Here is a 24,481-nt window from a genome sequence, read left to right as displayed (position 1 = left end):
TTTTTATGTCAAAATTGAGTCAACAGTGTGTGAGCTTAACTTAATTTCTCACGGTTGCCATCTTAACAAATTGCGACTGATTGGCAAAAAGGATTCCTAAAATGAGCGAGGAAATAAGCAGCAAAAGAAAGCGATCTGAGCAGTTTGAGTAGAAGAAAGGGTGACGATTGGCAGTCCTGATAAAACTGACATAGTTAAATATGTCGATTTCAGAATGCGTATGAAATGATAGATTTTATAAGGATGCGTGCCCCAATTTCTGCTGTATGAAATCTATAAGCGCTCTTGTTTTAGCAGGCAAATAGCGGCGATCTGAATAAAGTGCAAACAATTGCAGTGGCGCTACTGCTTGTTCAAACTCAATCTCGATGAGGCGACCATCACTAATATAAGGTTGGCAAGCGTGTTTCGATAAAATTGCAAAACCGATACCTGCTACAGCAGCTTGGCCTGCCATCTCTCCGCTGTTTACCCGATAATGCCCTTTAACCTTGATGGTCTCGAACTCACCCTTTTTATTAACAAATTGCCAAGGAGTACCTTTGAGTGCACTTACTGTTGTAATACAGGGTAATTCTTCAAATTGTTGAATATGAGTAGGTGTACCATAACGTTGAATGAGAGAAGGAGCTGCAACAATGGTGCAAGGGATAGTCACCAGATGACGAGCGATATAGTCACTGTTATCCATTTGACCGCGGCTAATAATAATAGCTAAATCCAGATCATCTCGCAGAGATTCAAAACCCGACAAATTTGTGACACAGCTTATTTCTAGTTCGGGATACTGACAGGCAAATTCTGCAATAACAGAACCTAGCAATGCAGGGCCTATTTCATTGGGAATACAGATCCGTAATGGACCTTTAAGTTGCATTTGTCGCAACGTTAATTCTGTCTCAGTTTGCTCAAGCGCTTCTAGTAATGGCTTTGCTCTGGTATAGAGTAGTTGTCCCGCCTGAGTGAGTTTCATATGTCGAGTACTACGCTCAATGAGCTGAAGATCGAGTTTTTCTTCTAACTGAGAAATACAGCGACTCACGTTTGATGTCGGCATTTCAAGCAGTTTCGATGCGCCCACAAAACTTTCTCTTTCAACCACAGCAATGAATACTTTCAGGGTATTAAAATCCAGAGCAGGACGCATCAATTATCCCATATTTGATAATAATAAGTGCTATTTCTACCATATAATAAACACTATTGATAGTAGTTAAACTTGGACATCTTTTATCTATAGGTTACTGCGATGTCCCTAGCCACACAGACGTTTAATCATAAAGCTCTCATGCGGATAGCCACTGTAATTGCTATCGTCCAGTTCGCGAATGCACTGGAATATATGGTGTTTAATCCTGTTTTTGTTTTTATGGCAACAGATTTTGCAGTGCCAGTATCATTCTCAGGTTATGTTTCAGGGATGTATACGCTTGGCGCCGTCCTTTCGGGAATTATTGCTTTTTACTGGATTGATCATTTCAATAAAAAACGTTTTTTAATTATCAATATGGTGCTATTAGGCCTCCTAACACTTTTGACTACCTGCACATCCAATTTTAGTTTTCTACTTGCACTACGATTTTGTGCGGGGCTGGTTGGCGGTACAACAATGGGTGTGGGTATAAGTATATTAATAAACAACGCACCGCCTAATTTACGGGGAAAAATGTTGGCGACGGTGATCGCGTCATTTTCAATAGTAAGTATTGTCGGAATGCCCACCATATTATTTCTATGCACTCACTATGGTTGGCATGTGGCTTTATGGCTCATAAGTGCATTATGTGTGTTGGCGTTGCCATTAATTGTATCGTTTATACCCAAAGACCAAGTCTCTTTAGATACGCTTCGTGCGCCGCCTTTAGATGTGGATACTCTACTGTTCGCTTCTGCTAATGCGCTCGTACAGTTTAGTCCTATGCTGGTCATTCCTATTTTGGCACCCTTAATGATTCAACAATTGGGCGCTTCGCAAGACCTACTGCCTTGGCTATTTTTTTGCGGGGGCGTGATGGGTTATTTATCTACAAAAATTACAGGGGCGTTAACCTCCCGTTTTTCTGCTTTGGTACTGGCTACAGGTTCAACTATTGTCTTTATACTAAGTTTGCTTATACCAGTGCTAGGCTATGAGCATGCAGCGTTATTTATTAGTTTATTTCTCGGCGCATCTTACAGTCGTTTGGTGTCATCTTCAGTGGTTACGATTCAGTTTCCTAATGATCGGCAACGAGCTGGATTCTCTTCATTACAAACATCAATCATGTATCTGATGACAACCGTCGCATTTTTCCTATCCGCTTTTCTATTACCAGACCATGACATGGCACCACAAAGTGTAAATAAGTTACTGGCGATATCCGCAATTTCAGCAGCAGGGTTCCCAATTTTGGTTGTTATTCTGCAAAAGAAACTGGTTAAACGGTTGTCTACGAGATAATTCTAAAATCACTTTTTCCAGTCCATTAAAATAGTGACGATTAAAAAAAATTGGCCTCTGGCTCATTATCCATTTTCTTGAAATTACATTTAGGCATTCTGGTACATGAGTCTTGAAGGTCAAATACTTATTAAAATTTTCCTTAGCTCAATAGAGAGACAATATATTTCCTTCCAAAAAAATATATACTATGGGGGAGTATCATCAAAAGACCATAAATATGGAAATTAACAGTAATTTAGAACGCTACCACTCTCATCAGTTCGATGAAGGAAACCCGCTGGCTCAAAAGAAAATTTTGATTGCAACGATTTTAACTGCCGTGATGATGGTCTTTGAAATTGTGGGTGGCTGGGTCTTTAACTCCATGGCTCTTTTAGCTGATGGCTGGCACATGAGTTCACACATGGTTGCTCTAGGGTTAGCTTATGTGGCTTATAAAATGGCTCGTCGTTATGCCTATGACAAACGCTTTAGTTTCGGAACTTGGAAAATCGAAATTTTGGGTGGGTATAGCAGTGCAATATTATTAATGGTCGTTGCACTTTTGATGGGGTTTCAATCTATCGAACGGTTACTCCATCCTGTTGATATTCATTATAATGAAGCGATTTCTATTGCTGTTGTAGGTTTGGCAGTCAACTTAATCTGTGCGTGGTTATTACATGATAATCATGAACATCACCACCACCATCATGACCATGAGCATAGTCACCACCATCATCATGATCACCATCACGATTTAAATCATAAAGCTGCGTTTCTACATGTGGTTGCCGATGCCGTAACGTCTGTATTAGCCATAGCCGCACTTATAGCGGGTAAATATTTTGGATGGAATTTTTTAGATGCTTTATTAGGTATTGTAGGGGCGATAGTTGTTGCACAGTGGTCATGGGGGCTTTTGCGTGACACAGGAAAAACCTTATTAGATGCTGAAATGTCACATCCAGTTGTAGCTGAAATACAAGAAGTAATTGAGCAATTGTCCCAAGTAAAAATTACAGATTTACATGTATGGAAAGTCGGTAAAGGAAAATTTTCATGCATTTTGGCTTTAGAAACAGACCGAACAGATTTAACACCTGATTCAGTTAAAAAAGCTTTGTCTATCCATGAAGAAATTGTACATGCCAGTGTAGAAATACATTTTATCTAGTCAATAAAGAGAGCTTTAAAACAGACTGTGAATTTTTAGAGCTCTTGATCATTTTGTCTGACTATCTCTGTAGAGTTCGGATGAAATCACTGGTAAAATCCTCAGCATTGTCATTGGGGAGTAGCCATTCCTAGTACCCGCTAGGAAGACCACGTCAACAAACTTGAGATGAGTATCTCATGGCGTGTTCAGCCACTGTATATACAGTAAGAGCTAGGCGAGACCTTTGGCCGCAACGTACTTTGCTAGTCGGGCGAGGAGCGTTGTCGTGCCAATGGTTTCTTATTTCGCCCGGCTGGAACTATTCCTATGCTCCTCACGTTCATCTTATTCTTTTTGTCCGCCGCGGCAATTTACCTAGCCTGTGAATATTTCGTCAATGGAATTGAATGGTTTGGTAAACGTCTTAATCTTGGTGCAACCGCAGTAGGTTCAGTACTCGCAGCTTTTGGTACAGCGCTACCTGAAAGTGCGGTGACCTTTATGGCCGTTGTGTTTGGTAATACCCCAGAACAAAAAGACCTTGGTGTTGGAGCTGCAATGGGTGGTCCATTGGTGCTAGCAACCTTGGGTTACGCCGTTGTAGGTCTGGTATTAATTCTTCATCGTAAAAAGTTAGCTCGAACTTCGCATAAAGTACAAGTTGATTATGGTCGCTTAAGCCGAGATCAAGTCTCTTTCCTTGCCATCTTTGTTTTAAAAGTAGCACTTGGTTTAGTCGCGTTTGCCATTAAGCCTTGGTTAGGTATTCTATTTTTAGCGGCTTATGCAGCTTATGTTTGGCGTGAGATTAAGGAAGCAGATACATCTGCCGATGAAGAAGAACTCGAACCTCTCAAGTTCCGTCCCAACGCAGCCGAACCGTCACTGGGGTGGGCTGGCTTACAGGTATTGGTCGCTTTAGTTGTCATTAGTATCGCGTCGCACACTTTTGTGGCTCAGCTTGAAGCAATTGGTACAGCGCTAAGTTGGCCACCACATTTGGTTGCTTTATTACTGAGTCCGGTTGCGACCGAATTACCTGAAATTATGAATGCGCTGATTTGGGTACGCCAAGGTAAAGAGCGTTTGGCTTTAGCGAACATTTCTGGTGCCATGATGATTCAGGCCACCATACCAAGTGCTTTGGGTATATTTTTCACACCGTGGCGCTTTGATACATTGCTACTAGCATCTGGCATTATTACTGCACTGGCGATTGTGTTTTTATGGAATTTATTCCGCCGTGGTACGGTCGATGATCGATCATTAGTTGCAGTAAGTGCTTTATATGGCGTTTTCGCAGTTTTGGTTGTGATTTATCTCTAATACACATTCATGCGTTGCAAGGTGACCAGCGCGTTTCAGCTATTTTCATGACTATTGAACGGCTAATCTTATACACTCACGGGTGTATAAGATTACGATACAGAAAATTCTTTAGAATTCGCCTAATTTTTCACTAGTTAGGGGCTGTACCTGAGCCGCAGACGCATGTATCGTTAAGTCTTGATACTTTAAAATTAAAAAGTGTTCGAAACGCAGTATCGTTCAGTTAAACCACTGAACTGTAGCAACGCTGTTGAAGAACACCAAATCTCAAAATGAATAGTACAAATAAGAAAGGAATAAAATATTACGTTTTATTGGTAAATATTGAGATGGAGTATCAATGACCAAGCTGGGGGTCTTTGAAGAAATATTTTACGGTTGATTTATTTATGATAGCTTCATCTTACTTTAAAAAACGCAAGAAAAATTACCGTAACGTAAAAGACCAGCAGCTTACAATTGCAGCCAAAGCAAATATCTTTATTTGTATTATTTTTTGTTTGTTTTGGACTATTTATTTCGCATTTGCACACATGTGGCTGATTGTTTGTATGGATATTGGTTTCACACTAGTTTCCATGTTTAGCCTTTTTCTCATTTATAAAAACCGCATTTCGGCGGGCATACTTTTATCACAAGCGGTCCTACTGATTTTCCCAGTCGTTTTTTGCCTTTTTTTCGATATTGCTACCCCTCATCGGCCTCAAGTGGCGCATTTATTTTTGCCTGCCGGCGCAATACTGGGATATTTAAATTACCGCCGTGATCCAAGCTTTTTACAAATCATTTTAATTTTATTATCGATTGGGTGTTTTATATTTTTTAGTGGTACCTCTTTTACACTTAATAGTGCAGTACCTTTGTCAGATGATATCCGTAATCATGGTGGGTGGATTGCAACTTGTGTGGCTACTCTCATGATTTGTATATCAATTTATACTATGCAATTAGAGATACAAATAGAAAATAGCATGGTGCATGACCTACGTTTAGCCCTCACCAAAGAACAATTTGAGCTTTTTTATCAACCGCAAATCAATTCCTCTGAACAATTAATTGGCGCAGAAGCCTTGTTACGATGGCATCACCCAACTTTAGGATATATTCCTACGCAAGATTTTATTCCTGCAGCAGAAAGTTTTGGATTAATGCCAGAGATAGGCGAGTGGGTATTAGTTCAAGCCTGCAAAGTTTTACAAGACTGGAGCAAAAAAGAGGAAACTAAAGATCTTACGCTTTCCGTCAATATTAGTGCTGACCATTTCATGCAACCACTTTTTGAGCAAACTATAATTGCTATGGTTGAAAAATATGGCATTACTCCATCTCGACTCATTTTAGAAATTACTGAAAATATTGCCTTAAATAACTGTGCAAGCATGATTGAAAAAATGAATTTCTTGTCTAGACATGGCATTCAGCTTTCACTTGATGACTTTGGTACAGGTTATTCATCTTTAAGCTATTTACAGAAAATGCCCATTAGCCAAATCAAAATTGATCGTAGCTTTGTAGAGGCAGCTTTGGATGATAAACGCAGTAATAAACTGGTCACGGGTATTATTAAAATTGGTCTAGATTTAAACCTTCGCGTGCTGGTAGAAGGAATAGAAACGGCTGAACAATTTAGTGCTTTTAAAGGTAATGGCTGTACCGAATTTCAGGGCTTTTTATGGGGCTGTCCAATGCCTTTAAATGACTTTATCAAACAGTTGTCGCATTTTAATAAATAAGCAAAATAGCTTTTGATAGGAAACATAGTTGATGAAAGAGATTTGATTTTATTTGTTGGAAAGATAACGCAATGAAGTTTGATATAGCGCTCTTTCTCTCTTGAAATTAAATAAAACTTAAAAATAGCTGTTTAACAGTTATAAATTAACACAATATAAACAATACTTACTTAATATTACTTAAACTTACAAGAATAAATATAACTTGAATCATACTTACTTTGAGAGACCACCTAATACCGCTTCAAAGATAAAGATAAGGACAAAACCTTAATGCCACAATACTTAGCTATTGCAGAAAGTGTGTATAGGAAAGTTAAAGAAGTTGAGCTTTTTTCAGATGACACTATTGAAAATCTTAATAATTTAATGATTTTTATACGTAAAGAGATATCTGGGAGCATATTCAAATTAAAGTATAACTACATTGATTTTGAAGAAGCTTTAACAAAACCATTAAGTGAATGCAAAGTAAAAATAGATGTTAGCCTTATTCCACACCATAGTATGGAAGACGAATATATTTTATGGCTAGCTGGATTTATTGAAAAAATTACAGAAGGAGGGCCTAAACCTCCACCACCTATTAAGAAATATATTCCTGAATTTATTAGCCTAAAATCAGAACTAGATTTTTTAAGCATTCCAAAGGAAAAAGTTTTAAATGAAGGTGGGGAAATTACCGAATATTTTAATTCGGAAGCATTTACCAAAACTTTGAAAAAGTAATTGTTGAATGCCTCATCAATAAAAGGCCGCCTCATAGCGGTTTTTTTATTAAGTTAAAGAATAAGAGTGACCTTTAGCTTTGAATGGTTTCTAGTGAACAAAATCTTTAGAAATTTTCTTTATTTGTTCTATAGTGATGAAATCTTATACTTTTTGAGTAGAACGTTGTTATGGCAAGAGAATATAAGTATTACCAAGTAGGATCTACTCACTACAACCTTGAACAAGTTGTTAAATTTACAACCAGTGCCGATTTGAGATCTGTTCTAGTTCGGTTTACAGATGGTTCAGAAGTAGAGTTTACTTTTGAAAGTGAAGATGAGTATTCAGAGTTTCTGCAAGTGATGAGAGGACTAGCATTTTAATTTTTGTATATAATTTATTTAATCATTAAAGTAGTTAAATTTTTATAAGTAATTGTTATTTAAAATATAATAATGAAATAAATATGAGAGGTAATGTTCAGGAAATCTAAATCTTCTAAAGAAAATAAGTCTAATATTAAGACACACTTTGCAAACGCGTGTAGATTCGGTGTGTGTTAGCATGATTTCCTATACCTCTAGATATTTACAGTATGACGAGATCTGAACCGCAGTATCAATCTGGGCAGTTTCAATTTTCCTTTCTATCATTAAAGTATTGGGGTATCTGGTTTACAGCTTTTACTCTTATGTTTCTTGCGTACTTGCCTTGGGCACTCCAGTGGCGTTTAGCAAAACTTTTCTCAAAAATTGCTTGGACACTATTAGCTTCCAGAAGAAAAACAACTTTACGAAATTTAGAAGCTTGTTTCCCTGAAAAAACACCTGAGCAAATTGAAACCAAAGCCAAGTCAGTTTTTACAGATACAATGATTGGTATATTTGAAGCTTTAAATGCTTGGTATTGTCCTGCATGGTTTAAAAAAAGGGTTCATATAAAAGGTTTAGAACATCTGGAACAGAATCGGGATAGGGGTGTTTTGTTGTTAGGCACACATAGCACGTTATTAGATGCTGGCGGCGCTGCTTGTACCTTATTTTTCGATATGGATGTGGTGTATAGACCCCAAAATAATCCTTTTATGGATTTTCTCATTCATCGTAGTCGTGCTCGGGTTTATAAAAACCAAATTGCGAAAGACAATATGCGTAGCTTAATTGCGAAACTGAAAAATGGTCATGCAATCTGGTATAGCCCTGATCAGGACTTTGGTTTAAAGCAAGGTGTCATGGCATCATTCTTTGGAATACAAGCCGCAACAGTAACGGCCCACCGAAGACTCATGGACATTTCAAATGCTGTCGCAATCCCATTATATTTTTATAGAAGTGGGGATATTCGAGACCCTCAATACAATGTACTGATTGAACCTAAACTTGAAAATTTTCCAAGTGAATGTGAAGTGAATGATGCTGAACGCGTCAATAAAATTATTGAAAACCAAATTCGAATCGCGCCAACACAGTACATGTGGTTTCACAGACGATTTAAAACCCGTCCTGTCGGTGAGGCAAAGTTCTACTGATTGAGTTGAACATATCTTTAGTGACTTAAGTTTTAAATTTTTATTATTTTCAATGATCTATTTTATGTTGCTTATACGGCGTATGAAGTAGATCAGTTTTGCTTAGCCTACCTTACACTCCTGTACAGATTTTCACTTGTTTCTAGCTGTACATTTATGTATTACTTTAAATTCCAGTACTACAATAAAAAGGAATTTTGTATGAAGTACATTAAGTATATTTTTGCCGCATTGGTCATCGCGCTTTCTGCTCCGACCTTTGCAAAAGGCCATGGTTATCACGGCTCACATCATGGTTATGGTCATGCTTATCACGGCAGCCATCATGGTAAAGCATATGCTTATCATGGCACTCATCATGGTAAGGGGTACTATCATAATAAAGCACATGGTGATCATGGGTCTGATATGCATAGCCACGGACGTGGTCATATGTAATTCAACGCACTACAAAAAATCCCGCCATACACTGCGGGATTTTTTATGACATCGTCTTAGTCGTTATTCTTTTTATTTGTTTAGATGGGTAAAACCCTAACTGCTGTAAGATCTTAAAGCTTAGATTGAAAAGTTTAAATATTTAACTCAAAGTTTACTTTTACGCGATCTAAAACAATAAGTGTTCTATAGGTTTTGACGTCTTCATTATCAGCGAAATGTTTTCTAACCAAACTTTCAAAATGAGATAAGTTGTTGCTCAGCATGATAATGATAAAAGACACTCCGCCATTCACAAAATAGCACTGCTGAATTTCTTCAACGGAAGCAAAGTACAGTTTTGCTCTGTCCATAACGACAGAACGGTCTTCGCTCAGTCGCACTTCAATAATAGAAGTGATTTTTTCACCAAATTTAAGCGGATTTAAAATGGCGCAATTTCTTAAAATAATTTCCTTTTCTTCCATACGCGATATGCGCCGTTGAACAGACGCAGCGGATAGTCCAATTTTTTCAGAAATTTCTCGATGAGAAGTTTTATTGTCTTTTTGCAGTATTCTTAAGATTGCGTAGTCAAAATTATCTAAAGAAATTTCTGACATGAGTAAATCTCTCATTAAGCTTCAAATATAGAGTTATTTAATCGTTTTATTGAGGGAAATAGAAGAAATATATTGGTTATATAGAACTAAAATTTCAATCATTCCCAGAGCGGTAAATATGATGATTGAGACAAACTCCAGACAAGGCATAGCATTTGCAGCCGCATTTTTATCTTTAGTTTCTGTGCAAATAGGCGCATCAATAGGAAAAGTCCTTTTCCCAATTCTTAGTGCAGAAGGAGTGACCTTAACTCGACTTGCTTTGTCAGCATGTTTTTTATGGGTTGTGTTTAAACCTTGGAGAGACTGGAACAAACAGACCAATTGGAAAAATCTCATTATTTATGGGGCCATCCTCACTTTAATGAATACTTTAATTTATAAAGCATTTTCTTATATGTCTGTTGGGATCGCTATTTCTATTGAGGTGTTGGGACCACTTACGGTTGCTATTTTAATGTCTAAAAATAAATTAGATTATTTTTGGGGAGCATTATCTCTTATTGGTTTGCTTTTTTTACCTATGGGTAATTCAAACCATAACTTTAGCTTTATTGGTATGACGTATGCGCTTGTGGCTGCCGTGGGTTGGGGACTGTATATTATTTATGGCTCTAAAGTTGCACAAGGTGGTGGCAGCTCGGTTGCAACAGGAATGTTTCTCGCGGCTTTGTTTGCAACGCCTTTAGGTGCAACTCACTTTATCCATATTTTTGATAGTTATAAGATTCTTCTTACCTGTTTACTCATGTCGATGCTCGCGAGTGCTATTCCATTTATATTAGATATGGTTGCTATGAAAAAATTGCATCCGCGAGTTTTTGGAATATTAGTGAGCGCATCACCCGCGGTAAGTGCTTTAGCCGGATGGCTGATTTTAGATGAACGATTAAATCATTTTCAGATCATTGGGATAACAATCATTATGGCGTCGTGTGCCGGATGTTCTTATTTTTCTTATAAACGTAAAAGTGTATAAGCTCAAATATTTACTTTAATTTTCAACCCCAAATTAACAATAAATTTTAATTATTTATCCTTACTTTTTAATGATCTATTTTAAAACAAATGTCATTTTGTGTGCTTGACTGCAATAGGGTTGAGCACTATCCTTTGCCTGCTGGCCACATTGCCAGCCGGCTTTGACAGGCTGAATCAAACGAGCATTAAAGGTTTTATACTTTTAGTGTTTAGCCACTCTCGCCCCCTCTGCGGTGGAACGGGAGGGGGACACCTACGGGTGTGCTGGCTCGTTTGACCAGTCTGTCAACCCTCTTCCGTTCTGCCACCATAATTTAATATGTCTGGCAGAACTCCCAATAAAAAGGAGTTGGCTTTGCACATCCATTATTTCTTGGCAACCTTTGCCAAAAGCTATAACAACACAACTTAGTTTGTTAACGAGTTTGATCGCCATTAGGTTTATCAAGCTTTAAATCATCACGACCAAAAACTTAGCAACTATAAAACTCGAGATGTGCCAAGCACAGCCTTTATGGGTTTTGCTGTGTCTTTTTTTCTCCCAGAAAGGGCACAGATTTTTATATCTCATTTATATACAACAAAAAATTATTTTATAACGGTAAAACTATGCCAAATTTAACGCTCCCAACACGTGCTTTTGAAGTTGTAAAAAAAGGGATTCATCTGTTCCAGCACGGTGGGTTTCACACAGTTGGCGTCGACAAGATTGTGAGGGAAACCGAAGTCACAAAAATGACGTTTTATAACTATTTTCACTCTAAACAGCGCTTCATTGATATCTGTCTAATCGTGCAAAAAGAACGACTTCAAGACCAAGTGACTGCACTGGTGGAGTATGACCATGACACAGCCGCAATAGATAAACTCAAGAAACTTTATTTTTTACATAGTGATATAGAAGGGCCATATTACTTATTATTTAAGGCCGTTTTTGAAATTAAAAATAGCTATCCAAACGCCTATCAAACCGCGGTAAGGTACAGAACATGGCTGACCAATGAAATCTATAGCGTACTTAGAACATTAAAAGCCGATGCATCATTTAATGAGGCCAGACTCTTTTTATATGTGATTGAGGGTGCAATTATCCCACTTGTGGATCAAAGCAGTATTGGTGAAACAGATAAGACGTTAGATTATTTTTTATTAAAGGTTGGACTGGTTTAGATAAATATCCCAAAGTACATGGGTAAGGTACTTTGGGATATACAGGTTTTAAATTTTACTTATAGTAAGTTTGGATTTGGGTAGCAAGAAAGTCATAACTTGTTTTATTGAATAAAGCAAAGTCACTTTTTGATTGGTAGTTGGTGTTCCATGTAGTTGGTGGTACACCATAGGTTTCAGAGATAACATTACCTTTAACTTGCCATTCACCATCATAGATTTTGCCATTCATTTCAATGGCTGGATCCTTACCATTGTCATAAATTGGGTTACCTGCACTATCTACAAAATAAGTCACCTTATAACCAGCAACAGTATCAAATTTATAATTAAAGTTTTGATAATATTTTTGTTGCCATTCAGCTAGGGTTTTGAAATCAGTGAGTGAGCTATCAAATAAATAAAATTCGGTATTGTTATAAACAACAGACTTCGGTACATAAACAAAAGAACCGCTTGGGAAAGTTGCGTTACTATTTACTAAGTTTGCAAAGGCTGTTTGATTATCTTTAAGAATACGAGAAAATTGATTATTGATATAGTCTGTATCTTTAGTTGTTGCATTCGCTGTATCAGGTGGGAAAATATCAGTTATTTTTTTACCGGAAACATCAATTTTCTCATAATCGAAACTAACATTATCTGAATTTAAACTACAAGTATCATTAAATTGAGCAGTCGTAATTTGTGAGCCTTGTGATGCAACAATATAGCCCTCAGGCCAACCATTATTTTGCTTCTGATAAGTCTTTTTAGTGAAAAGACCAAAAGAGTTAAGGTCGTAAGTTTGTACAACATCTTCAGCCGAACTACTTTCAATTTCGTCAGCAGTTACATTATAAATTGCTTTAGGAGATGAATATATCATCTGCCCATTTCTTTGAAATTCATCTGCATACAATTGTTTTACTGTAGTGTAGCTATTAGCTGTTGAGACTTGTTTATAATTGTATGTAAGAGAGTATAACGGCTCATCAAAAATTGTATTGGTTGAAAGCGTAGAATTTAAGAGAATACCTCTATCACACTTTAGACTATTTACATTTTGAGTAGATTGCCCTTGAGCTTGCGATGATACATTTTCAGTATTATTAGAGCTTGAACTGCCTCCACCGCACCCCGTTAACATAATAAATGAAATAGAAACTGCTAAAGTTGAAATTTTTTTCATGAATAAACCTTAAGTATTTATGTTTACTTTGCGGTGCGATTATATATTTTTTATTTATTAAAAACAGACTGTTAAATTATATTTGTTAAATATTAAATTGATTTAAATATACTGGATAGTCATTTTTATCTAAAAAAACTACTATAAAAATTGTTTTATTAATATCTATTGTAAAGTTTTTTTAAATAAAAAGATTCATTATTTGTAAAATTATCTATATCTTTCTATCTATATATAACTATTTTTAATCATTGCTTATGCGTTTCTCAAGCATATCCATAAAGGTTTTTAAAATATTATTGTGGTTTTTACCCTTATGAGTAATTAAGCATATAGGGGTACTGTAATGCATCTTCTCTTTTAAAACAGGTTGCATCACACCGTCTTCAACCCATTTTTTTGCATAGTGGTCAGGTAAAAAACCTAAAAATTTGCCAGTTAAAATCAGAAAGGCAATACCTTCGCGGTCACTTGCCGTCGCTTTACAGTCTAAAAGCTGATGTAACTTTGCTGCTTCCGAGGTAATCGCATAATTAGGAAGAATAGCTTGCCATTTTTTTAATTCATTTAAATTGATGCTACTGCATTGGTTAAATAAAGGATGGTTTTTGCCGCAGTATAAAAACGAACTTTCACTATATAAGTCGAAATAGTCTAAACCAGACAAAGGTGTCACAAGGGGAATAACGCCTGCATGCAAACGGTTATCGAGCACGCGGCATTCAATATCTGACAAAGTACTCATACTAATATTAATAATAACTTCGGCATGCTCTTCGGCAAGTTGAGTCAAGGTGTTGGTGATATAGCCTCTAGGCATAGTCACAAGGTTGTTAATAATGCCGATATTAAACTCACCCTTAAGGCGGTTATGCATTTGGTTGACTTTAGAGCGGAAGTCTTCAATCGCTGCTGTGAGTACTTCAATATATTCTAAAATTTCCCGTCCTTCATCGGTCAGGGCGAACCCAGCACGGCCTCGCTGACATAGTCGAATGCCCAAACGATTTTCTAAATCACTCATATGCAAACTAATTGCAGAGCGGCTAATACCTAAAATACTTTCGGCAGATGTAAAGCTATGACAGTCGCAAACTGTTTTAAATATTTTGAGAAGTTTTATATCAAAATCAGTGACTTGATTTAATTTTTTAGGTTTCATTTAGTTTTGTTTTTTTAAATCTAAACTCAAGATAATTTGAATTTATCAAACTTATCTCGCTATGTACACTCAAACCATAATTTGAAAATAAACAGGAATGGTTATGTTTGATACGGATAAATTTAGCGACTCTGAGCATACTTTGGATGCGGTTCAAACTAATAATAATATGCACATAAATTATCAGGCACATTGGATGCCTTTCTCTGCAAACCGAAACTTTGCTAAAGACCCACGCATGATTGTGGGTGCCAAAGGATCGTACCTAATTGATGATTCGGGCCGTGAAATTTATGACTCACTTTCAGGCCTATGGACGTGTGGTGCAGGCCATACCTTACCCGAAATTCAACAAGCGGTGAGTGCTCAATTAGGTCAGCTCGACTACTCGCCAGCTTTTCAGTTTGGTCATCCATTGTCTTTTAAGCTTGCAGATAAAATTGTTCAGCATATGCCTGAAAAACTACAACACGTTTTCTTTACCAACTCAGGTTCAGAGTCGGCAGATACGTCTATCAAAATGGCACGTGCGTATTGGCGTATTAAAGGTAAACCAAGTAAAACCAAATTGATTGGTCGTGCTCGTGGCTATCATGGGGTAAACGTTGCGGGGACAAGCTTAGGTGGTATTGGCGGCAACCGTAAAATGTTTGGTCAGCTTATGGATGTAGACCATTTACCGCATACCTTGCAGCCAAATTTAACTTTTACCAAAGGCTGTGCAGAAACAGGCGGGGTAGAACTTGCCAATGAAATGCTTAAGTTAATTGAGCTACACGATGCTTCAAATATTGCAGCCGTCATTGTAGAGCCTATTTCTGGTTCAGCAGGTTGTATTGTGCCGCCAACAGGCTATTTACAACGTTTAAGAGAGATCTGTGACCAGAATGACATCTTGTTAATTTTTGATGAGGTGATTACAGGTTTTGGTCGCCTAGGTACGTGGACGGGGGCCGAATATTTTGGGGTAACACCAGATATTTTGAACTTTGCGAAGCAAGTCACCAATGGTGCCATTCCTTTAGGTGGTGTGGTGGCAAGCCATGAAATTTACTCTGCATTTATGCAGCAAGACTTACCAGAACACGCCATTGAATTTACTCACGGCTATACCTATTCGGCACATCCAGTTGCTTGCGCTGCCGCTTTAGCTGCGCTTGAAGTTTTAGAAAAGAAAAACTTGTTAGCTCAATCGGCGGCGTTGGCTCCAAGTTTTGAAAAAATGCTGCATGGTTTAAAAGGCGCACCGCACATTTTAGATATTCGCAACTGTGGCTTGATTGGTGCGTTGCAGTTAGCTCCGCGTGATGGTGATGTCACCATTCGAGGTTTTGAGCTTGGTATGAAACTTTGGAAAGAAGGATTCTATGTTCGCTTTGGAGGCGACACGCTTCAGTTCGGTCCAATGTTTAACAGCACTGAGGCAGATATTGATCGCTTAATGAATGCCGTGGGCGACGCGCTTTATCAAGTGAAATAAGGCTTAGAGACTTTTCATGGGCATCTATAACGGTAATAGATGCTCTTAAAAAAACTAAATGAAAAATACAGTTTGATCTGAAAACTAATTGTAGTAAGGAGTAACAATAATGACAAATGGCCTAGAAGATTTTAGCTATGACGAAGTTTCAACTGAAAATAGTACGCATAGTGAACAAGCCAAAAAAGTGCTAGGGCATTTCATTCAAGGAAGAATTGTATCTAAAACGGCAAGAAAACAGCCAGTTTACAATCCTGCGACGGGTGAAATTAGTAAAGAAGTCGAAATTGCAGATGCACAAACGGTAAATGAAGCAGTTCAGGTCGCCGAGCAAGCATTTCCTGCATGGCGTGATACACCAGTTATTAAACGTGCACGTGTTATGTTCAAGTTCAAACAATTATTAGAGCAAAATGCCGAAAAGATTTGCGCTTTGATTGGACAAGAGCACGGTAAAATTTCTCATGATGCTCAAGGTGAATTGCAACGTGGTATTGAAAATGTTGAATATGCTTGTGGCGCACCAGAGCTTTTAAAAGGGGAATTTTCAAAAAATGTCGGTCCAGATATCGACTCATGGAGCGAGTTCCAACCGTTAGGTGTTGTGGCTGGCATTACACCGTTTAACTTCCCGGCCATGGTTGCTTTATGGATGTTCCCAATGGCACTAGTCTGCGGTAATTGCTTTATTTTAAAGCCGTCTGAAAAAGCACCTTCTGTGGTTTTATACCTTGCAGAACTATTAAAACAAGCGGGTTTACCTGACGGCGTATTTAATGTGGTGAATGGTGACAAAGAAGCGGTAGATGCCTTATTGCACCATCCGCGTATTCAGGCAGTCAGCTTTGTAGGTTCAACACCAATTGCTGAATATATTTACCGTACCGCAACTTCAACAGGTAAACGTTGCCAAGCATTAGGCGGTGCAAAAAACCACGCGATTATTATGCCGGATGCCGATATTGATAACGTGGTGACTTCATTGTTAGGCGCAGCTTTTGGCTCTTCGGGCGAACGTTGTATGGCACTTTCGGTTGCGGTTGCTATTGGCGATGAAGTTGCCGATGTCGTAATTGATAAGCTGACTCAAGAAATGAAAAAATTGAAGTTCGGCCACTATGCAGATGCAAGCAACGACTTTGGACCACTTATTACCCAAGCGCATAAAGACAAAGTGCAGGCTTATATTCAAAGCGCAGAGCAGCAAGGCGCAAAAATTGTGGTAGATGGCCGTGATGCAAAACCGGCAGGTTATGAAAAAGGTTTCTTTGTTGGGCCAACTTTAATTGATCAAGTCACACCAAACATGACCAGTTACCAGCAAGAAATTTTTGGTCCTGTGTTGCAAGTTATGCGTGTGAATAGCATGCAAGAAGCGATGCAACTCATTAATGACCACGAATATGGCAATGGTACTTGTATCTATACCCGTGATGGGGAAGCTGCTCGCTATTTTAGCAGTCACATTCAAGTCGGTATGGTCGGTATTAACGTGCCTTTACCAGTACCTGTGGCTTACCACAGCTTTGGTGGCTGGAAACGTTCGTTATTTGGTGATTTACATGCGTATGGTCCAGATGGTGTCCGTTTCTACACACGCCGTAAGACCATTACACAGCGCTGGCCATCGGCTCAAGTCCGTGAAGCAAAACAGTTCTCAATGCCGACTTTAAATTAATTTTTATTATCAGGGAAAACAGCAGTTTTCCCTTTTTTCATGACTGTAGGATTTTAAGCATGTAATAGATTGTTTTTATGGATATATTTTTAAGGAATGAAATATGAATAATGATAGAACAAAAAAATTAGGCGAAGGACTCTCAAATCGCCATATCACAATGATTAGTATTGGCGGTGTTATTGGCGCAGGTTTATTTGTCGGTTCATCTTCTGCAATTGCCAAAGCAGGCCCCGCGGTCATTCTTGCATACCTGATTACCAGCATTATGGTATTTCTGGTGATGCGCATGTTAGGTGAAATGGCCGTTTTAGAGCCGGACACCGGTTCATTTTCTACCTATGCCCGTAAAGCCATTGGCCCGTGGGCAGGCTTCACTATTGGTTGGTTATATTGGTGGTTTTGGGTGCTTGCGATTCCGGTAGAAGCCATCGCAGGTGCTGAAATTTTACATTCGTGGTTTCCGAGCGTTTCAGTTTCTATCTATGCGTTTTGCTTTATTGTGTTCTTAAGCTTAGCCAACTTTTTTAGTACCAAAAGTTTTGGTGAGTTTGAGTTCTGGTTTTCCTTAGTCAAAGTGGTTGCCATTATTGGGTTTATCATTATTGGTATTTTGGCAATTTCAGGTGTTTGGCCTTTAGCTAAAAATGTCAGTGGCGTTGCCAATTTATACAACAACGCTGGTTTTATGCCGCACGGTATGGGAGGCATTTTATCTGCCATTTTAATTACGGCATTTTCATTCTTTGGGGTGGAAATTGTCTCGATTGCCGCAGCAGAGTCATCTAACCCTAAACAGAAAATTAGACGTGCCACCAATTTGGTGTTGTACCGTATTATTCTTTTCTTTGTGGTCTCAATGTTTATTGCTGTTTCACTTGTCGATTGGCGTTCACCGGACTTACAAAAGTACGGGACATTCCAATACGTTTTAATGAGCTTAAACGTACCGGGCACTAAACTTATTATTGATACCGTTGTGTTTATCGCCGTGGCGAGCTGTATGAATGCCGCAATTTATACGTCTTCTCGTATGTTATTTCGCTTAGGAACACGCAATGAAGCACCACAGGCAGTGACGAAAGTGAATTATGCGGGTGTACCTGCTATTGCGGTGTTTTCTTCAACTTTTATCGGTTTAGTGTGCTGTGTCATTAACTACGTATTCCCTGGAAAAGTATTTAGCTTATTGCTCTCAAGTACAGGTTCCATTGCTTTGCTGGTGTACTTGGTTATTGCATTTTCACAATTGCGTCTAAGACATAAGCTCGAGGCAGCTGGAGCGGAAATTCCATTTAAAATGTGGCTATTTCCATGGCTCACTTGGTTTGTGATTATCATTATTTTAAGTGTATTGGCTTATATGTTCTTCTCGCCAGCCTATAGTTATGAAACCACTTTATCATTAGGTGTGACTTTAGCTGTGGTGGGTTGCGGATTATTTGTGACCCGAAAGCGTAAAGCAACCCGTTCGGTTGCGATAAATCATAGTAACTTATAAAAATATTAAATAAAAAATTTAATGCTATAAATAAAAAGCTCCTTAATGAAAAGGAGCTTTTTACTTTTTTAATTCTAATTGTTTTATTTTAATTGTTGTTTATATTTTTAAATAAGCTGCACAGTTAGAAACTCACTGTGCAAAGAAGTTTAAATGGCTTGCCAGTTTTCTTGAACTTCTTTTGAGTTTTTATTTAAAATGACTTGATCATCTTTTACCTCCCCAATCCAAGAAGTAGGAATAAGGTGATGTTGATCGTTTTCATCACGAGTGAGTTTCAACTGATTTTCACCTTCTAGATGATCGACAGTCCCTACTTTAGTACCACAAGAAGCAATAACGTCTGCATGTTTTTTAATATCATTAATATTTAAAGTACTCATTTTTGACCTCTTCTTTGGAAATAGAAAAACGGTAGAAACTAAATTACTGGATAAAACAGCAGAAATCTTAGTTTTTTAATAAACCTTACATGAATATTTTATAATTTCACTTAAGCGATATATTTAAATAACAATGAAATAAAAAGAAATATTCATTTAATAAAGTTATAGAAAATATCTTTTCATTACATTTTATATCTTTAATTAAACAGAATTATTTCGATATGTTTAAGTGAATACTTTTGAATAATTATTTGTAATGAATATTAAAATATCTATAAATATGACTGTCTTGAGTATGTTGAGTGAATTCGAGCATGCTCAGGCTGAAAACAAAAGTCAGCTACGCCAAGATTTGCTTCGCGAATTGGTAAGATTAGCTAAAAATTTACCCTATCCAGCTTCAGGTCAAACCTATCAGCGGTGGCAAATGTTTGCTCAAGTGGCAGGGTATGATTTAAGTCTAGCTAAATTATTTGAATCACATTGTGATGCCTTAAGTATTTTAAATGAGCTTGGCTATCAACACGAAATAGATGATCAGACTTGGGCCGTATGGGCAGCAGAGGGTGGACCAGCACCCATACAAGTAGAGAACAATCATTGTAGTGGTATAAAAACTTGGTGCTCAGGTGCTGAGTTTATTCAAAAAGCCTTAATGAGCTATAAGGACAAACAAGGCCAAGCACAGCTTTGTATTGTTGAATTGGCTCATCCTTCGGTTCATGTTGACCTAAGTCACTGGCAAGCAGTCGGCATGCAAGGAACCCAAACAGCCCAAGTACATTTTGACAATACTCCCGTTACGGTTATAGGTCAGCCAAATCGGTATTTGGAACGTCCCGGATTTTGGCATGGTGCAGCCGGTGTCGCGGCCTGTTGGTATGGTGCGGTGGTACGCTTAGTTGGCTTTCTACATGAAAGCTGCAAACTTAATCCAAACGCATTTAAAAAAATGTATTTAGGGGAGTTGGCTCAACAGCTCTGTGTGACTAAACAATTTCTTCAATATGTTGCCATGCTTATTGATGATGAGCCTATGCTCAGCCATGAGCGTGAAATCCGTATATTACGTGCCCAAACAGAACAATGCTGCCAGAGTGTTATTCAACTCGTTGGCAAAGCTTTAGGTGCACGGCCTTATTGTGAAGAAGCTATATTTTCTCAGCTCATTGCTGATTTGCCTGTCTTTATTCGACAGAGCCATGCAGCTTTTGACTATGAGTCTATTGCAGAGCTCTGTTTGCCGGAGAAAAGCTTATGGGAACTTTAACGCATCCCTTGGTCGAAGACCGTGTGATTTCAGGTGAAGGGACATCGAAGTTCAGGTGGCTAGAGGCATTTAAAAATCATCCTTTAGACGGGCTGAATTTACAGTTATTTCAATCTAAAAGAGTGGTGATCGTTGCGCCGCATCCCGATGACGAAGTGCTGGGTTGTGGCGGTTTAATGCAGCAGCTAGTCAAAGAAAATTGTCACCTTGTTATTGTGGCTGTCAGTAATGGAACACAAAGCCATCCGCACTCAACAAAATACAGCCCAGACCAATTAAACGATTTACGGCCACAAGAAACTTTAGCTGCTTTGGACAGTCTAGGCGTATCAGATTTTTCTGAACGAATTGCTTTAAATCTTATGGATGGTCAGATTCATTTGCAGACTCATCAGTTGAATCAAGCGCTCAGCAGAATCGTTCAGCCTGAAGATATTTTAATTTGTAGCTATGCACTTGATGGACATCCTGACCATGAAGCTGTCGGAAAAACGGTACAGGCCTTTGCAAAAGATCATCAATTACTCTGTCTACATGTATTGATTTGGGCATGGCATTGGGCAGAGCCTTTAGACCCACGTATTGATTGGTCCAAAGCAAAAGCTTATGCCTTAACGGAAAACCAATTAATTAAAAAACATCGTGCGGTTATGCAATTTAAAACACAACTTGAAGCCGATGAAAGCACTGGCAATTCCGCCGTTTTGTCTTCAAGTGCAATTAGCCGTCTTTTAATGCCTTATGAGGTATATCTGAGTGACTCATTCTCGTATGTATTTTGAGGAGTTGTATCGTAGTAATAATGATCCATGGGGCTATGATTATCACTGGTACGAAGCCCGTAAAAGACAAATCTGCCTTGCATTATTAACACGACCACACTACGAAAAAGTTTTAGAAATTGGCTGTTCAAATGGACATTTAAGTGTTTATCTGGCTCAGCGTGCGGCTCATCTGTTATGTATTGATGTGTCGAAGCAAGCCGTTCAGCTCGCATCCCAACGGTTAGAAGCATTTGAACATGTAACTGTTGAAAATAGAAAAATACCTGAAGAATTGTATGAACAAAAATTTGACCTGATTGTAATTAGCGAGGTGGCGTACTACCTCACATTCGATGAGTTAGGGGAGTTTATTGAACAGTTAAAGCAGGCCTTAAACCCGGAAGGGGAAATTTTGTGTTGCCATTGGCGACATGATATTCAGGATTTTGAATTGAATGCCGAGCAAGTCCACCAAAGCTTTCAACAATCTTTTCCATTTCATCACTATTTAAGTCTGAACGATCCAGACTTTATGGTCGATGTTTGGACGGTTAATCCTTCATCAATAGCTCAGCGAGAACAATTACGATGAAAATAGGTGTTGTAGTTCCAGCGCATAATGAAGAGCAACATTTGCCGGCCTGTTTGCAATCAATTCAGGAGGCGATTGAAAAAGTACCGGATGAACAAGTCGAGGTCATGGTCATACTTGATAGTTGTACGGATCAGTCGCGCTCAATTGTACAGCGCTACGGAGTAAGCTGGATTGAATGTAATTATGCATGTGTCGGAAAGGCACGGGACTTAGGTATCCGCCAACTTATTCAAAACGGCGCAACTTGGCTGGCCTGTACCGATGCCGATAGTGTGGTTAGCCCAGACTGGTTACGTTGCCAAATTTTGCATCAACCTACCGATGCAATTTGCGGTATTGTGACTTTAGATGACCTGAGTCGTTTATCGGTTATGAAACAAAAAAAGTATTTGTCTCATTATCAAGACTGTATGGATCATCATCATATTCATGGGGCAAATTTAAGCTTTAGTGCTGCTGCTTATATGCAAGTAGGCGGTTTTGAACCTGTTCCTTGCCATGAAGATGTTTCGCTCATTCAAAAACTGATAAGGCAGTGCTGCAATATTACATGGAGCAATTTAGTTCGAGTAACCACCAGTAGTCGACTAGAAGGAAGAGCACCTGAAGGTTTATCAAAATTTTTAGAAAATCTTTAATTAATATTACTTTCTTAAGTTTATTTTAATAATTGATTTATATTCTAAACTCATATCCTCTGGTATACATTTGTTTCAGTATTCATTGAGTTATACCTTTTTGCCACATCACCCGATGTGGTTTTTTTTCATTATAACGATTAAAAAATGAGTCAATGTAAAAATACTCCCCAACAAGAATATTGTACATCTGACACGATGACACAAAAAATCACAAAAGCTAAAACTCATAGTTTTCATAAATTGTTTAGATAGCTATAGATAAAATAACGAGGAGAACATTCATGAAAAAAATATTATTTACCACACTCACTGGACTTGTTTTATTAACTAGTAGTGCAGCATTTGCAAGAACTGATCCGGCGATACTGAATCAAGCTGCAAAAAATGTAGTCACTGTTTCAAAAGCAAAAACTTTGGCTGATGAAACTGGTGTCACTCTAACAGGTACGATTGTTAAACATATTGCTGGCGACCATTATGAGTTTAAAGATAAAACTGGTTCAATCATCATTGAGGTAGATGATGATTTAGCAAAGGGTTGGGAATTAAAAGCAGGCGATAAAGTTCGCATTGTCGGTGAGGTTGATACTCATCGTATGAAACCAACTGACATAGAAGTTTTACAAATTGAACGTGTTAAATAATACGATTTAAAATGCAAAGGCCCGAACTAGTTTCGGGTTTTTTTATTGAAATCAGTAAGGTTGCGATTTTTTTATAATAATGAAATATAAAGTATTTCTAATAAAGGTGTGTTAAGTTGAAAATTCCATTAATTATGAAATTTTAGATTTCACGGAAGTCTTATGAACGTTCGACTGTGTTATGCCAGCCAACGAAATGAAAATAATGAAGATTTGCTACAAGATTTGCGTGATATCCTGACTGAAGCTCGTGACTTTAACGATTTAAACGAGATATGTGGGGTGCTGTATTATGCCGATAATGCATTTTTTCAATGTTTAGAAGGCGAAAAAGAGATTGTTGAAAAGCTATTTGAGAAGATTCAGAAAGATCAAAGGCATTACAATATTAAATGGTTGTGCACATATTCTATTGAAGAAAACTCTTTTCAACGTTGGTCAATGAAATATGTGCAACGCAATACAAATATTGAGGCTTTCTTTCTTGGCATGGGAGAGAATACCTTTAACCCGATTTTGCTGAATCAACAAAATCTCAAATTTTTCTTAAATGAACTATTAATTGCAGAGCAAACTAAAATTAATACGGTTAAGAAAGTTGGAATGGTTAATCGGGGAGTAAATCCATTCTAGCTATTTGAAGCTATACCGATATGGATGTGCTTGAGTTTAGGTACAATTTTAGTCATGACTAAATATACAATCATTGAAACCGAAAGCATCCATATCACTTCTAAACTTTGACTAATCACAAACATTGCCCAGTAAAAAAAACTAAAAAGGGCTATACACAGTCCACTACCTTTGTAGTACCACGTAATAAACATTCCGAAAAGTGCTGAAGAAATTAAGAGATTAAGCGTCTCGTTCATTCCTACATAATTAAAGAAAATAATTAGTAAGCATAAAGCTAACATTGATAGTAAATATACAAATATATTTTTTGCGATAAACATTTTCTATATCCTATCTGAAGAGATTAAAAGGTATCTTTCCTCTGTTTCCAGAGGAAAGATAGTACATATTAATTTTTTGAGATTCTTTTTCTATTATTAAGAGTTTTTATATTAATAAAGATGACTTTATCATTTTCTCCAGATCTCTTTATTAATATTC

The 24,481-nt window shown here is 37.8% G+C and carries 25 protein-coding genes and 1 riboswitch; of the genes, 19 read left to right on the top strand and 6 right to left on the bottom strand.

The window, feature by feature from the left end:
• Window positions 1–235: 235 nt before the first annotated feature.
• On the bottom strand, window positions 236–1,147 hold the full coding sequence (locus ACH8JV_RS14735; protein ID WP_396522103.1) for a LysR family transcriptional regulator: 912 nt from the start codon (window positions 1,145–1,147) through the stop codon (window positions 236–238).
• Between the two features lie 102 nt (window positions 1,148–1,249).
• On the opposite strand from ACH8JV_RS14735, the gene ACH8JV_RS14730 reads away from it, so the two are divergent.
• The 8 genes from ACH8JV_RS14730 (at window position 1,250) to ACH8JV_RS14695 (ending at window position 9,320) form a co-directional block, all read left to right on the top strand.
• Complete coding sequence (locus ACH8JV_RS14730; RefSeq protein WP_396522101.1) at window positions 1,250–2,440, top strand: MFS transporter; 1,191 nt, start codon at window positions 1,250–1,252, stop codon at window positions 2,438–2,440.
• Between the two features lie 220 nt (window positions 2,441–2,660).
• A complete protein-coding gene (gene dmeF / locus ACH8JV_RS14725) occupies window positions 2,661–3,599 on the top strand; it encodes a CDF family Co(II)/Ni(II) efflux transporter DmeF (RefSeq protein ID WP_396522099.1) in 939 nt (312 codons plus the stop codon).
• A 99-nt stretch (window positions 3,600–3,698) separates the two neighbouring features.
• Window positions 3,699–3,898: riboswitch (yybP-ykoY riboswitch) on the top strand.
• Window positions 3,899–3,908: 10 nt separating this feature from the next.
• Window positions 3,909–4,907: a sodium:calcium antiporter gene (locus ACH8JV_RS14720; RefSeq protein ID WP_396522097.1), complete on the top strand. Its 999-nt coding sequence runs from the start codon at window positions 3,909–3,911 to the stop codon at window positions 4,905–4,907.
• 362 nt (window positions 4,908–5,269) lie between these two features.
• On the top strand, window positions 5,270–6,643 hold the full coding sequence (locus ACH8JV_RS14715; protein ID WP_396522095.1) for a putative bifunctional diguanylate cyclase/phosphodiesterase: 1,374 nt from the start codon (window positions 5,270–5,272) through the stop codon (window positions 6,641–6,643).
• Window positions 6,644–6,916: 273 nt separating this feature from the next.
• Window positions 6,917–7,372 carry a hypothetical protein gene (locus ACH8JV_RS14710; protein ID WP_396464207.1) on the top strand — a complete coding sequence of 152 codons (456 nt, stop codon included), beginning with the start codon at window positions 6,917–6,919 and terminating at the stop codon, window positions 7,370–7,372.
• A 170-nt stretch (window positions 7,373–7,542) separates the two neighbouring features.
• Entirely contained in the window at window positions 7,543–7,737 is a 195-nt protein-coding gene (locus tag ACH8JV_RS14705) for a hypothetical protein (RefSeq protein ID WP_139887838.1), read from the top strand.
• Window positions 7,738–7,949: 212 nt separating this feature from the next.
• Window positions 7,950–8,882 carry a lauroyl acyltransferase gene (locus tag ACH8JV_RS14700; RefSeq protein WP_396522093.1) on the top strand — a complete coding sequence of 311 codons (933 nt, stop codon included), beginning with the start codon at window positions 7,950–7,952 and terminating at the stop codon, window positions 8,880–8,882.
• 201 nt (window positions 8,883–9,083) lie between these two features.
• Window positions 9,084–9,320, top strand: a complete 237-nt coding sequence (locus ACH8JV_RS14695; protein WP_311087948.1) for a hypothetical protein — start codon at window positions 9,084–9,086, stop codon at window positions 9,318–9,320.
• Window positions 9,321–9,454: 134 nt separating this feature from the next.
• Here the strand turns inward: ACH8JV_RS14695 and ACH8JV_RS14690 are convergent, their stop codons facing one another.
• Complete coding sequence (locus tag ACH8JV_RS14690; RefSeq protein WP_022574763.1) at window positions 9,455–9,922, bottom strand: Lrp/AsnC family transcriptional regulator; 468 nt, start codon at window positions 9,920–9,922, stop codon at window positions 9,455–9,457.
• Window positions 9,923–10,040: 118 nt separating this feature from the next.
• Here ACH8JV_RS14690 and ACH8JV_RS14685 point away from each other — a divergent pair, with 118 nt between their 5' ends.
• Both ACH8JV_RS14685 and ACH8JV_RS14680 read left to right on the top strand, forming a co-directional pair.
• A complete protein-coding gene (locus tag ACH8JV_RS14685) occupies window positions 10,041–10,901 on the top strand; it encodes an EamA family transporter (RefSeq protein WP_396522091.1) in 861 nt (286 codons plus the stop codon).
• 611 nt (window positions 10,902–11,512) lie between these two features.
• A complete protein-coding gene (locus ACH8JV_RS14680) occupies window positions 11,513–12,073 on the top strand; it encodes a TetR/AcrR family transcriptional regulator (protein WP_396522089.1) in 561 nt (186 codons plus the stop codon).
• Window positions 12,074–12,128: 55 nt separating this feature from the next.
• Here the strand turns inward: ACH8JV_RS14680 and ACH8JV_RS14675 are convergent, their stop codons facing one another.
• Both ACH8JV_RS14675 and ACH8JV_RS14670 read right to left on the bottom strand, forming a co-directional pair.
• Window positions 12,129–13,244: a hypothetical protein gene (locus ACH8JV_RS14675; protein WP_396522087.1), complete on the bottom strand. Its 1,116-nt coding sequence runs from the start codon at window positions 13,242–13,244 to the stop codon at window positions 12,129–12,131.
• Between the two features lie 244 nt (window positions 13,245–13,488).
• Window positions 13,489–14,406 carry a LysR family transcriptional regulator gene (locus ACH8JV_RS14670; protein ID WP_396522085.1) on the bottom strand — a complete coding sequence of 306 codons (918 nt, stop codon included), beginning with the start codon at window positions 14,404–14,406 and terminating at the stop codon, window positions 13,489–13,491.
• A 97-nt stretch (window positions 14,407–14,503) separates the two neighbouring features.
• On the opposite strand from ACH8JV_RS14670, the gene ACH8JV_RS14665 reads away from it, so the two are divergent.
• The 3 genes from ACH8JV_RS14665 (at window position 14,504) to ACH8JV_RS14655 (ending at window position 19,065) form a co-directional block, all read left to right on the top strand.
• Window positions 14,504–15,886 (top strand): aspartate aminotransferase family protein, encoded by a 1,383-nt coding sequence (locus tag ACH8JV_RS14665; RefSeq protein WP_396522083.1) that lies wholly within the window; start codon window positions 14,504–14,506, stop codon window positions 15,884–15,886.
• A gap of 109 nt (window positions 15,887–15,995) precedes the next feature.
• Window positions 15,996–17,564, top strand: coding sequence for a CoA-acylating methylmalonate-semialdehyde dehydrogenase (locus ACH8JV_RS14660; RefSeq protein WP_272241206.1), 1,569 nt, complete (start codon window positions 15,996–15,998; stop codon window positions 17,562–17,564).
• Window positions 17,565–17,667: 103 nt separating this feature from the next.
• Complete coding sequence (locus ACH8JV_RS14655; protein WP_396522080.1) at window positions 17,668–19,065, top strand: amino acid permease; 1,398 nt, start codon at window positions 17,668–17,670, stop codon at window positions 19,063–19,065.
• Window positions 19,066–19,214: 149 nt separating this feature from the next.
• On the opposite strand, the gene ACH8JV_RS14650 is transcribed toward ACH8JV_RS14655, so the two are convergent.
• Complete coding sequence (locus ACH8JV_RS14650; protein WP_024439164.1) at window positions 19,215–19,448, bottom strand: DUF2171 domain-containing protein; 234 nt, start codon at window positions 19,446–19,448, stop codon at window positions 19,215–19,217.
• A gap of 298 nt (window positions 19,449–19,746) precedes the next feature.
• On the opposite strand from ACH8JV_RS14650, the gene ACH8JV_RS14645 reads away from it, so the two are divergent.
• The 6 genes from ACH8JV_RS14645 to ACH8JV_RS14620 all read left to right on the top strand — a co-directional run bounded on the left by ACH8JV_RS14645 (window position 19,747) and on the right by ACH8JV_RS14620 (window position 23,998).
• Window positions 19,747–20,721 (top strand): acyl-CoA dehydrogenase, encoded by a 975-nt coding sequence (locus tag ACH8JV_RS14645; protein WP_396522078.1) that lies wholly within the window; start codon window positions 19,747–19,749, stop codon window positions 20,719–20,721.
• Window positions 20,709–21,503, top strand: coding sequence for a PIG-L deacetylase family protein (locus tag ACH8JV_RS14640; protein WP_396522076.1), 795 nt, complete (start codon window positions 20,709–20,711; stop codon window positions 21,501–21,503). Before ACH8JV_RS14645 ends, ACH8JV_RS14640 begins: the two co-directional genes overlap by 13 nt.
• A complete protein-coding gene (locus ACH8JV_RS14635; RefSeq protein WP_396522074.1) occupies window positions 21,478–22,077 on the top strand; it encodes a class I SAM-dependent methyltransferase in 600 nt (199 codons plus the stop codon). The genes ACH8JV_RS14640 and ACH8JV_RS14635 overlap by 26 nt, the downstream gene beginning before the upstream one ends.
• The gene (locus tag ACH8JV_RS14630; RefSeq protein ID WP_396522072.1) at window positions 22,074–22,718 is read left to right on the top strand and encodes a glycosyltransferase; all 645 of its coding nucleotides are present in this window, start codon (window positions 22,074–22,076) and stop codon (window positions 22,716–22,718) included. The genes ACH8JV_RS14635 and ACH8JV_RS14630 overlap by 4 nt, the downstream gene beginning before the upstream one ends.
• Before the next feature lie 284 nt (window positions 22,719–23,002).
• Window positions 23,003–23,365, top strand: a complete 363-nt coding sequence (locus ACH8JV_RS14625; RefSeq protein ID WP_396522070.1) for a NirD/YgiW/YdeI family stress tolerance protein — start codon at window positions 23,003–23,005, stop codon at window positions 23,363–23,365.
• A 162-nt stretch (window positions 23,366–23,527) separates the two neighbouring features.
• On the top strand, window positions 23,528–23,998 hold the full coding sequence (locus tag ACH8JV_RS14620) for an AnBLUF65 family BLUF photoreceptors (RefSeq protein WP_263614117.1): 471 nt from the start codon (window positions 23,528–23,530) through the stop codon (window positions 23,996–23,998).
• On the opposite strand, the gene ACH8JV_RS14615 is transcribed toward ACH8JV_RS14620, so the two are convergent.
• On the bottom strand, window positions 23,995–24,321 hold the full coding sequence (locus ACH8JV_RS14615; protein ID WP_263614116.1) for a hypothetical protein: 327 nt from the start codon (window positions 24,319–24,321) through the stop codon (window positions 23,995–23,997). The two genes, ACH8JV_RS14620 and ACH8JV_RS14615, sit on opposite strands and share 4 nt — an antisense overlap.
• Window positions 24,322–24,481: the final 160 nt, after the last annotated feature.

It is taken from the genome of Acinetobacter sp. ABJ_C5_2 (assembly GCF_044538485.1).
GTDB lineage: Bacteria > Pseudomonadota > Gammaproteobacteria > Pseudomonadales > Moraxellaceae > Acinetobacter > Acinetobacter nosocomialis_A.
Note: the sequence above shows the minus strand (reverse complement) of the source record. Positions and strands in the feature narration are given on the sequence as shown.

Excerpts from the sequence above, each read along its gene's own strand:
- ACH8JV_RS14615 (WP_263614116.1), bottom strand. The coding sequence starts at position 24,321 with ATGTTTATCGCAAAAAATATATTTGTATATTTACTATCAATGTTAGCT.
- ACH8JV_RS14705 (WP_139887838.1), top strand. The coding sequence starts at position 7,543 with ATGGCAAGAGAATATAAGTATTACCAAGTAGGATCTACTCACTACAAC.
- ACH8JV_RS14650 (WP_024439164.1), bottom strand. The coding sequence starts at position 19,448 with ATGAGTACTTTAAATATTAATGATATTAAAAAACATGCAGACGTTATT.
- ACH8JV_RS14645 (WP_396522078.1), top strand. The coding sequence starts at position 19,747 with ATGTTGAGTGAATTCGAGCATGCTCAGGCTGAAAACAAAAGTCAGCTA.
- ACH8JV_RS14720 (WP_396522097.1), top strand. The coding sequence starts at position 3,909 with ATGCTCCTCACGTTCATCTTATTCTTTTTGTCCGCCGCGGCAATTTAC.
- ACH8JV_RS14695 (WP_311087948.1), top strand. The coding sequence starts at position 9,084 with ATGAAGTACATTAAGTATATTTTTGCCGCATTGGTCATCGCGCTTTCT.
- ACH8JV_RS14735 (WP_396522103.1), bottom strand. The coding sequence starts at position 1,147 with ATGCGTCCTGCTCTGGATTTTAATACCCTGAAAGTATTCATTGCTGTG.
- ACH8JV_RS14630 (WP_396522072.1), top strand. The coding sequence starts at position 22,074 with ATGAAAATAGGTGTTGTAGTTCCAGCGCATAATGAAGAGCAACATTTG.
- ACH8JV_RS14670 (WP_396522085.1), bottom strand. The coding sequence starts at position 14,406 with ATGAAACCTAAAAAATTAAATCAAGTCACTGATTTTGATATAAAACTT.
- ACH8JV_RS14655 (WP_396522080.1), top strand. The coding sequence starts at position 17,668 with ATGAATAATGATAGAACAAAAAAATTAGGCGAAGGACTCTCAAATCGC.
- ACH8JV_RS14690 (WP_022574763.1), bottom strand. The coding sequence starts at position 9,922 with ATGTCAGAAATTTCTTTAGATAATTTTGACTACGCAATCTTAAGAATA.
- dmeF (WP_396522099.1), top strand. The coding sequence starts at position 2,661 with ATGGAAATTAACAGTAATTTAGAACGCTACCACTCTCATCAGTTCGAT.
- ACH8JV_RS14620 (WP_263614117.1), top strand. The coding sequence starts at position 23,528 with ATGAACGTTCGACTGTGTTATGCCAGCCAACGAAATGAAAATAATGAA.
- ACH8JV_RS14730 (WP_396522101.1), top strand. The coding sequence starts at position 1,250 with ATGTCCCTAGCCACACAGACGTTTAATCATAAAGCTCTCATGCGGATA.
- ACH8JV_RS14700 (WP_396522093.1), top strand. The coding sequence starts at position 7,950 with ATGACGAGATCTGAACCGCAGTATCAATCTGGGCAGTTTCAATTTTCC.
- ACH8JV_RS14665 (WP_396522083.1), top strand. The coding sequence starts at position 14,504 with ATGGTTATGTTTGATACGGATAAATTTAGCGACTCTGAGCATACTTTG.
- ACH8JV_RS14710 (WP_396464207.1), top strand. The coding sequence starts at position 6,917 with ATGCCACAATACTTAGCTATTGCAGAAAGTGTGTATAGGAAAGTTAAA.
- ACH8JV_RS14640 (WP_396522076.1), top strand. The coding sequence starts at position 20,709 with ATGGGAACTTTAACGCATCCCTTGGTCGAAGACCGTGTGATTTCAGGT.
- ACH8JV_RS14675 (WP_396522087.1), bottom strand. The coding sequence starts at position 13,244 with ATGAAAAAAATTTCAACTTTAGCAGTTTCTATTTCATTTATTATGTTA.
- ACH8JV_RS14680 (WP_396522089.1), top strand. The coding sequence starts at position 11,513 with ATGCCAAATTTAACGCTCCCAACACGTGCTTTTGAAGTTGTAAAAAAA.
- ACH8JV_RS14685 (WP_396522091.1), top strand. The coding sequence starts at position 10,041 with ATGATGATTGAGACAAACTCCAGACAAGGCATAGCATTTGCAGCCGCA.
- ACH8JV_RS14660 (WP_272241206.1), top strand. The coding sequence starts at position 15,996 with ATGACAAATGGCCTAGAAGATTTTAGCTATGACGAAGTTTCAACTGAA.
- ACH8JV_RS14625 (WP_396522070.1), top strand. The coding sequence starts at position 23,003 with ATGAAAAAAATATTATTTACCACACTCACTGGACTTGTTTTATTAACT.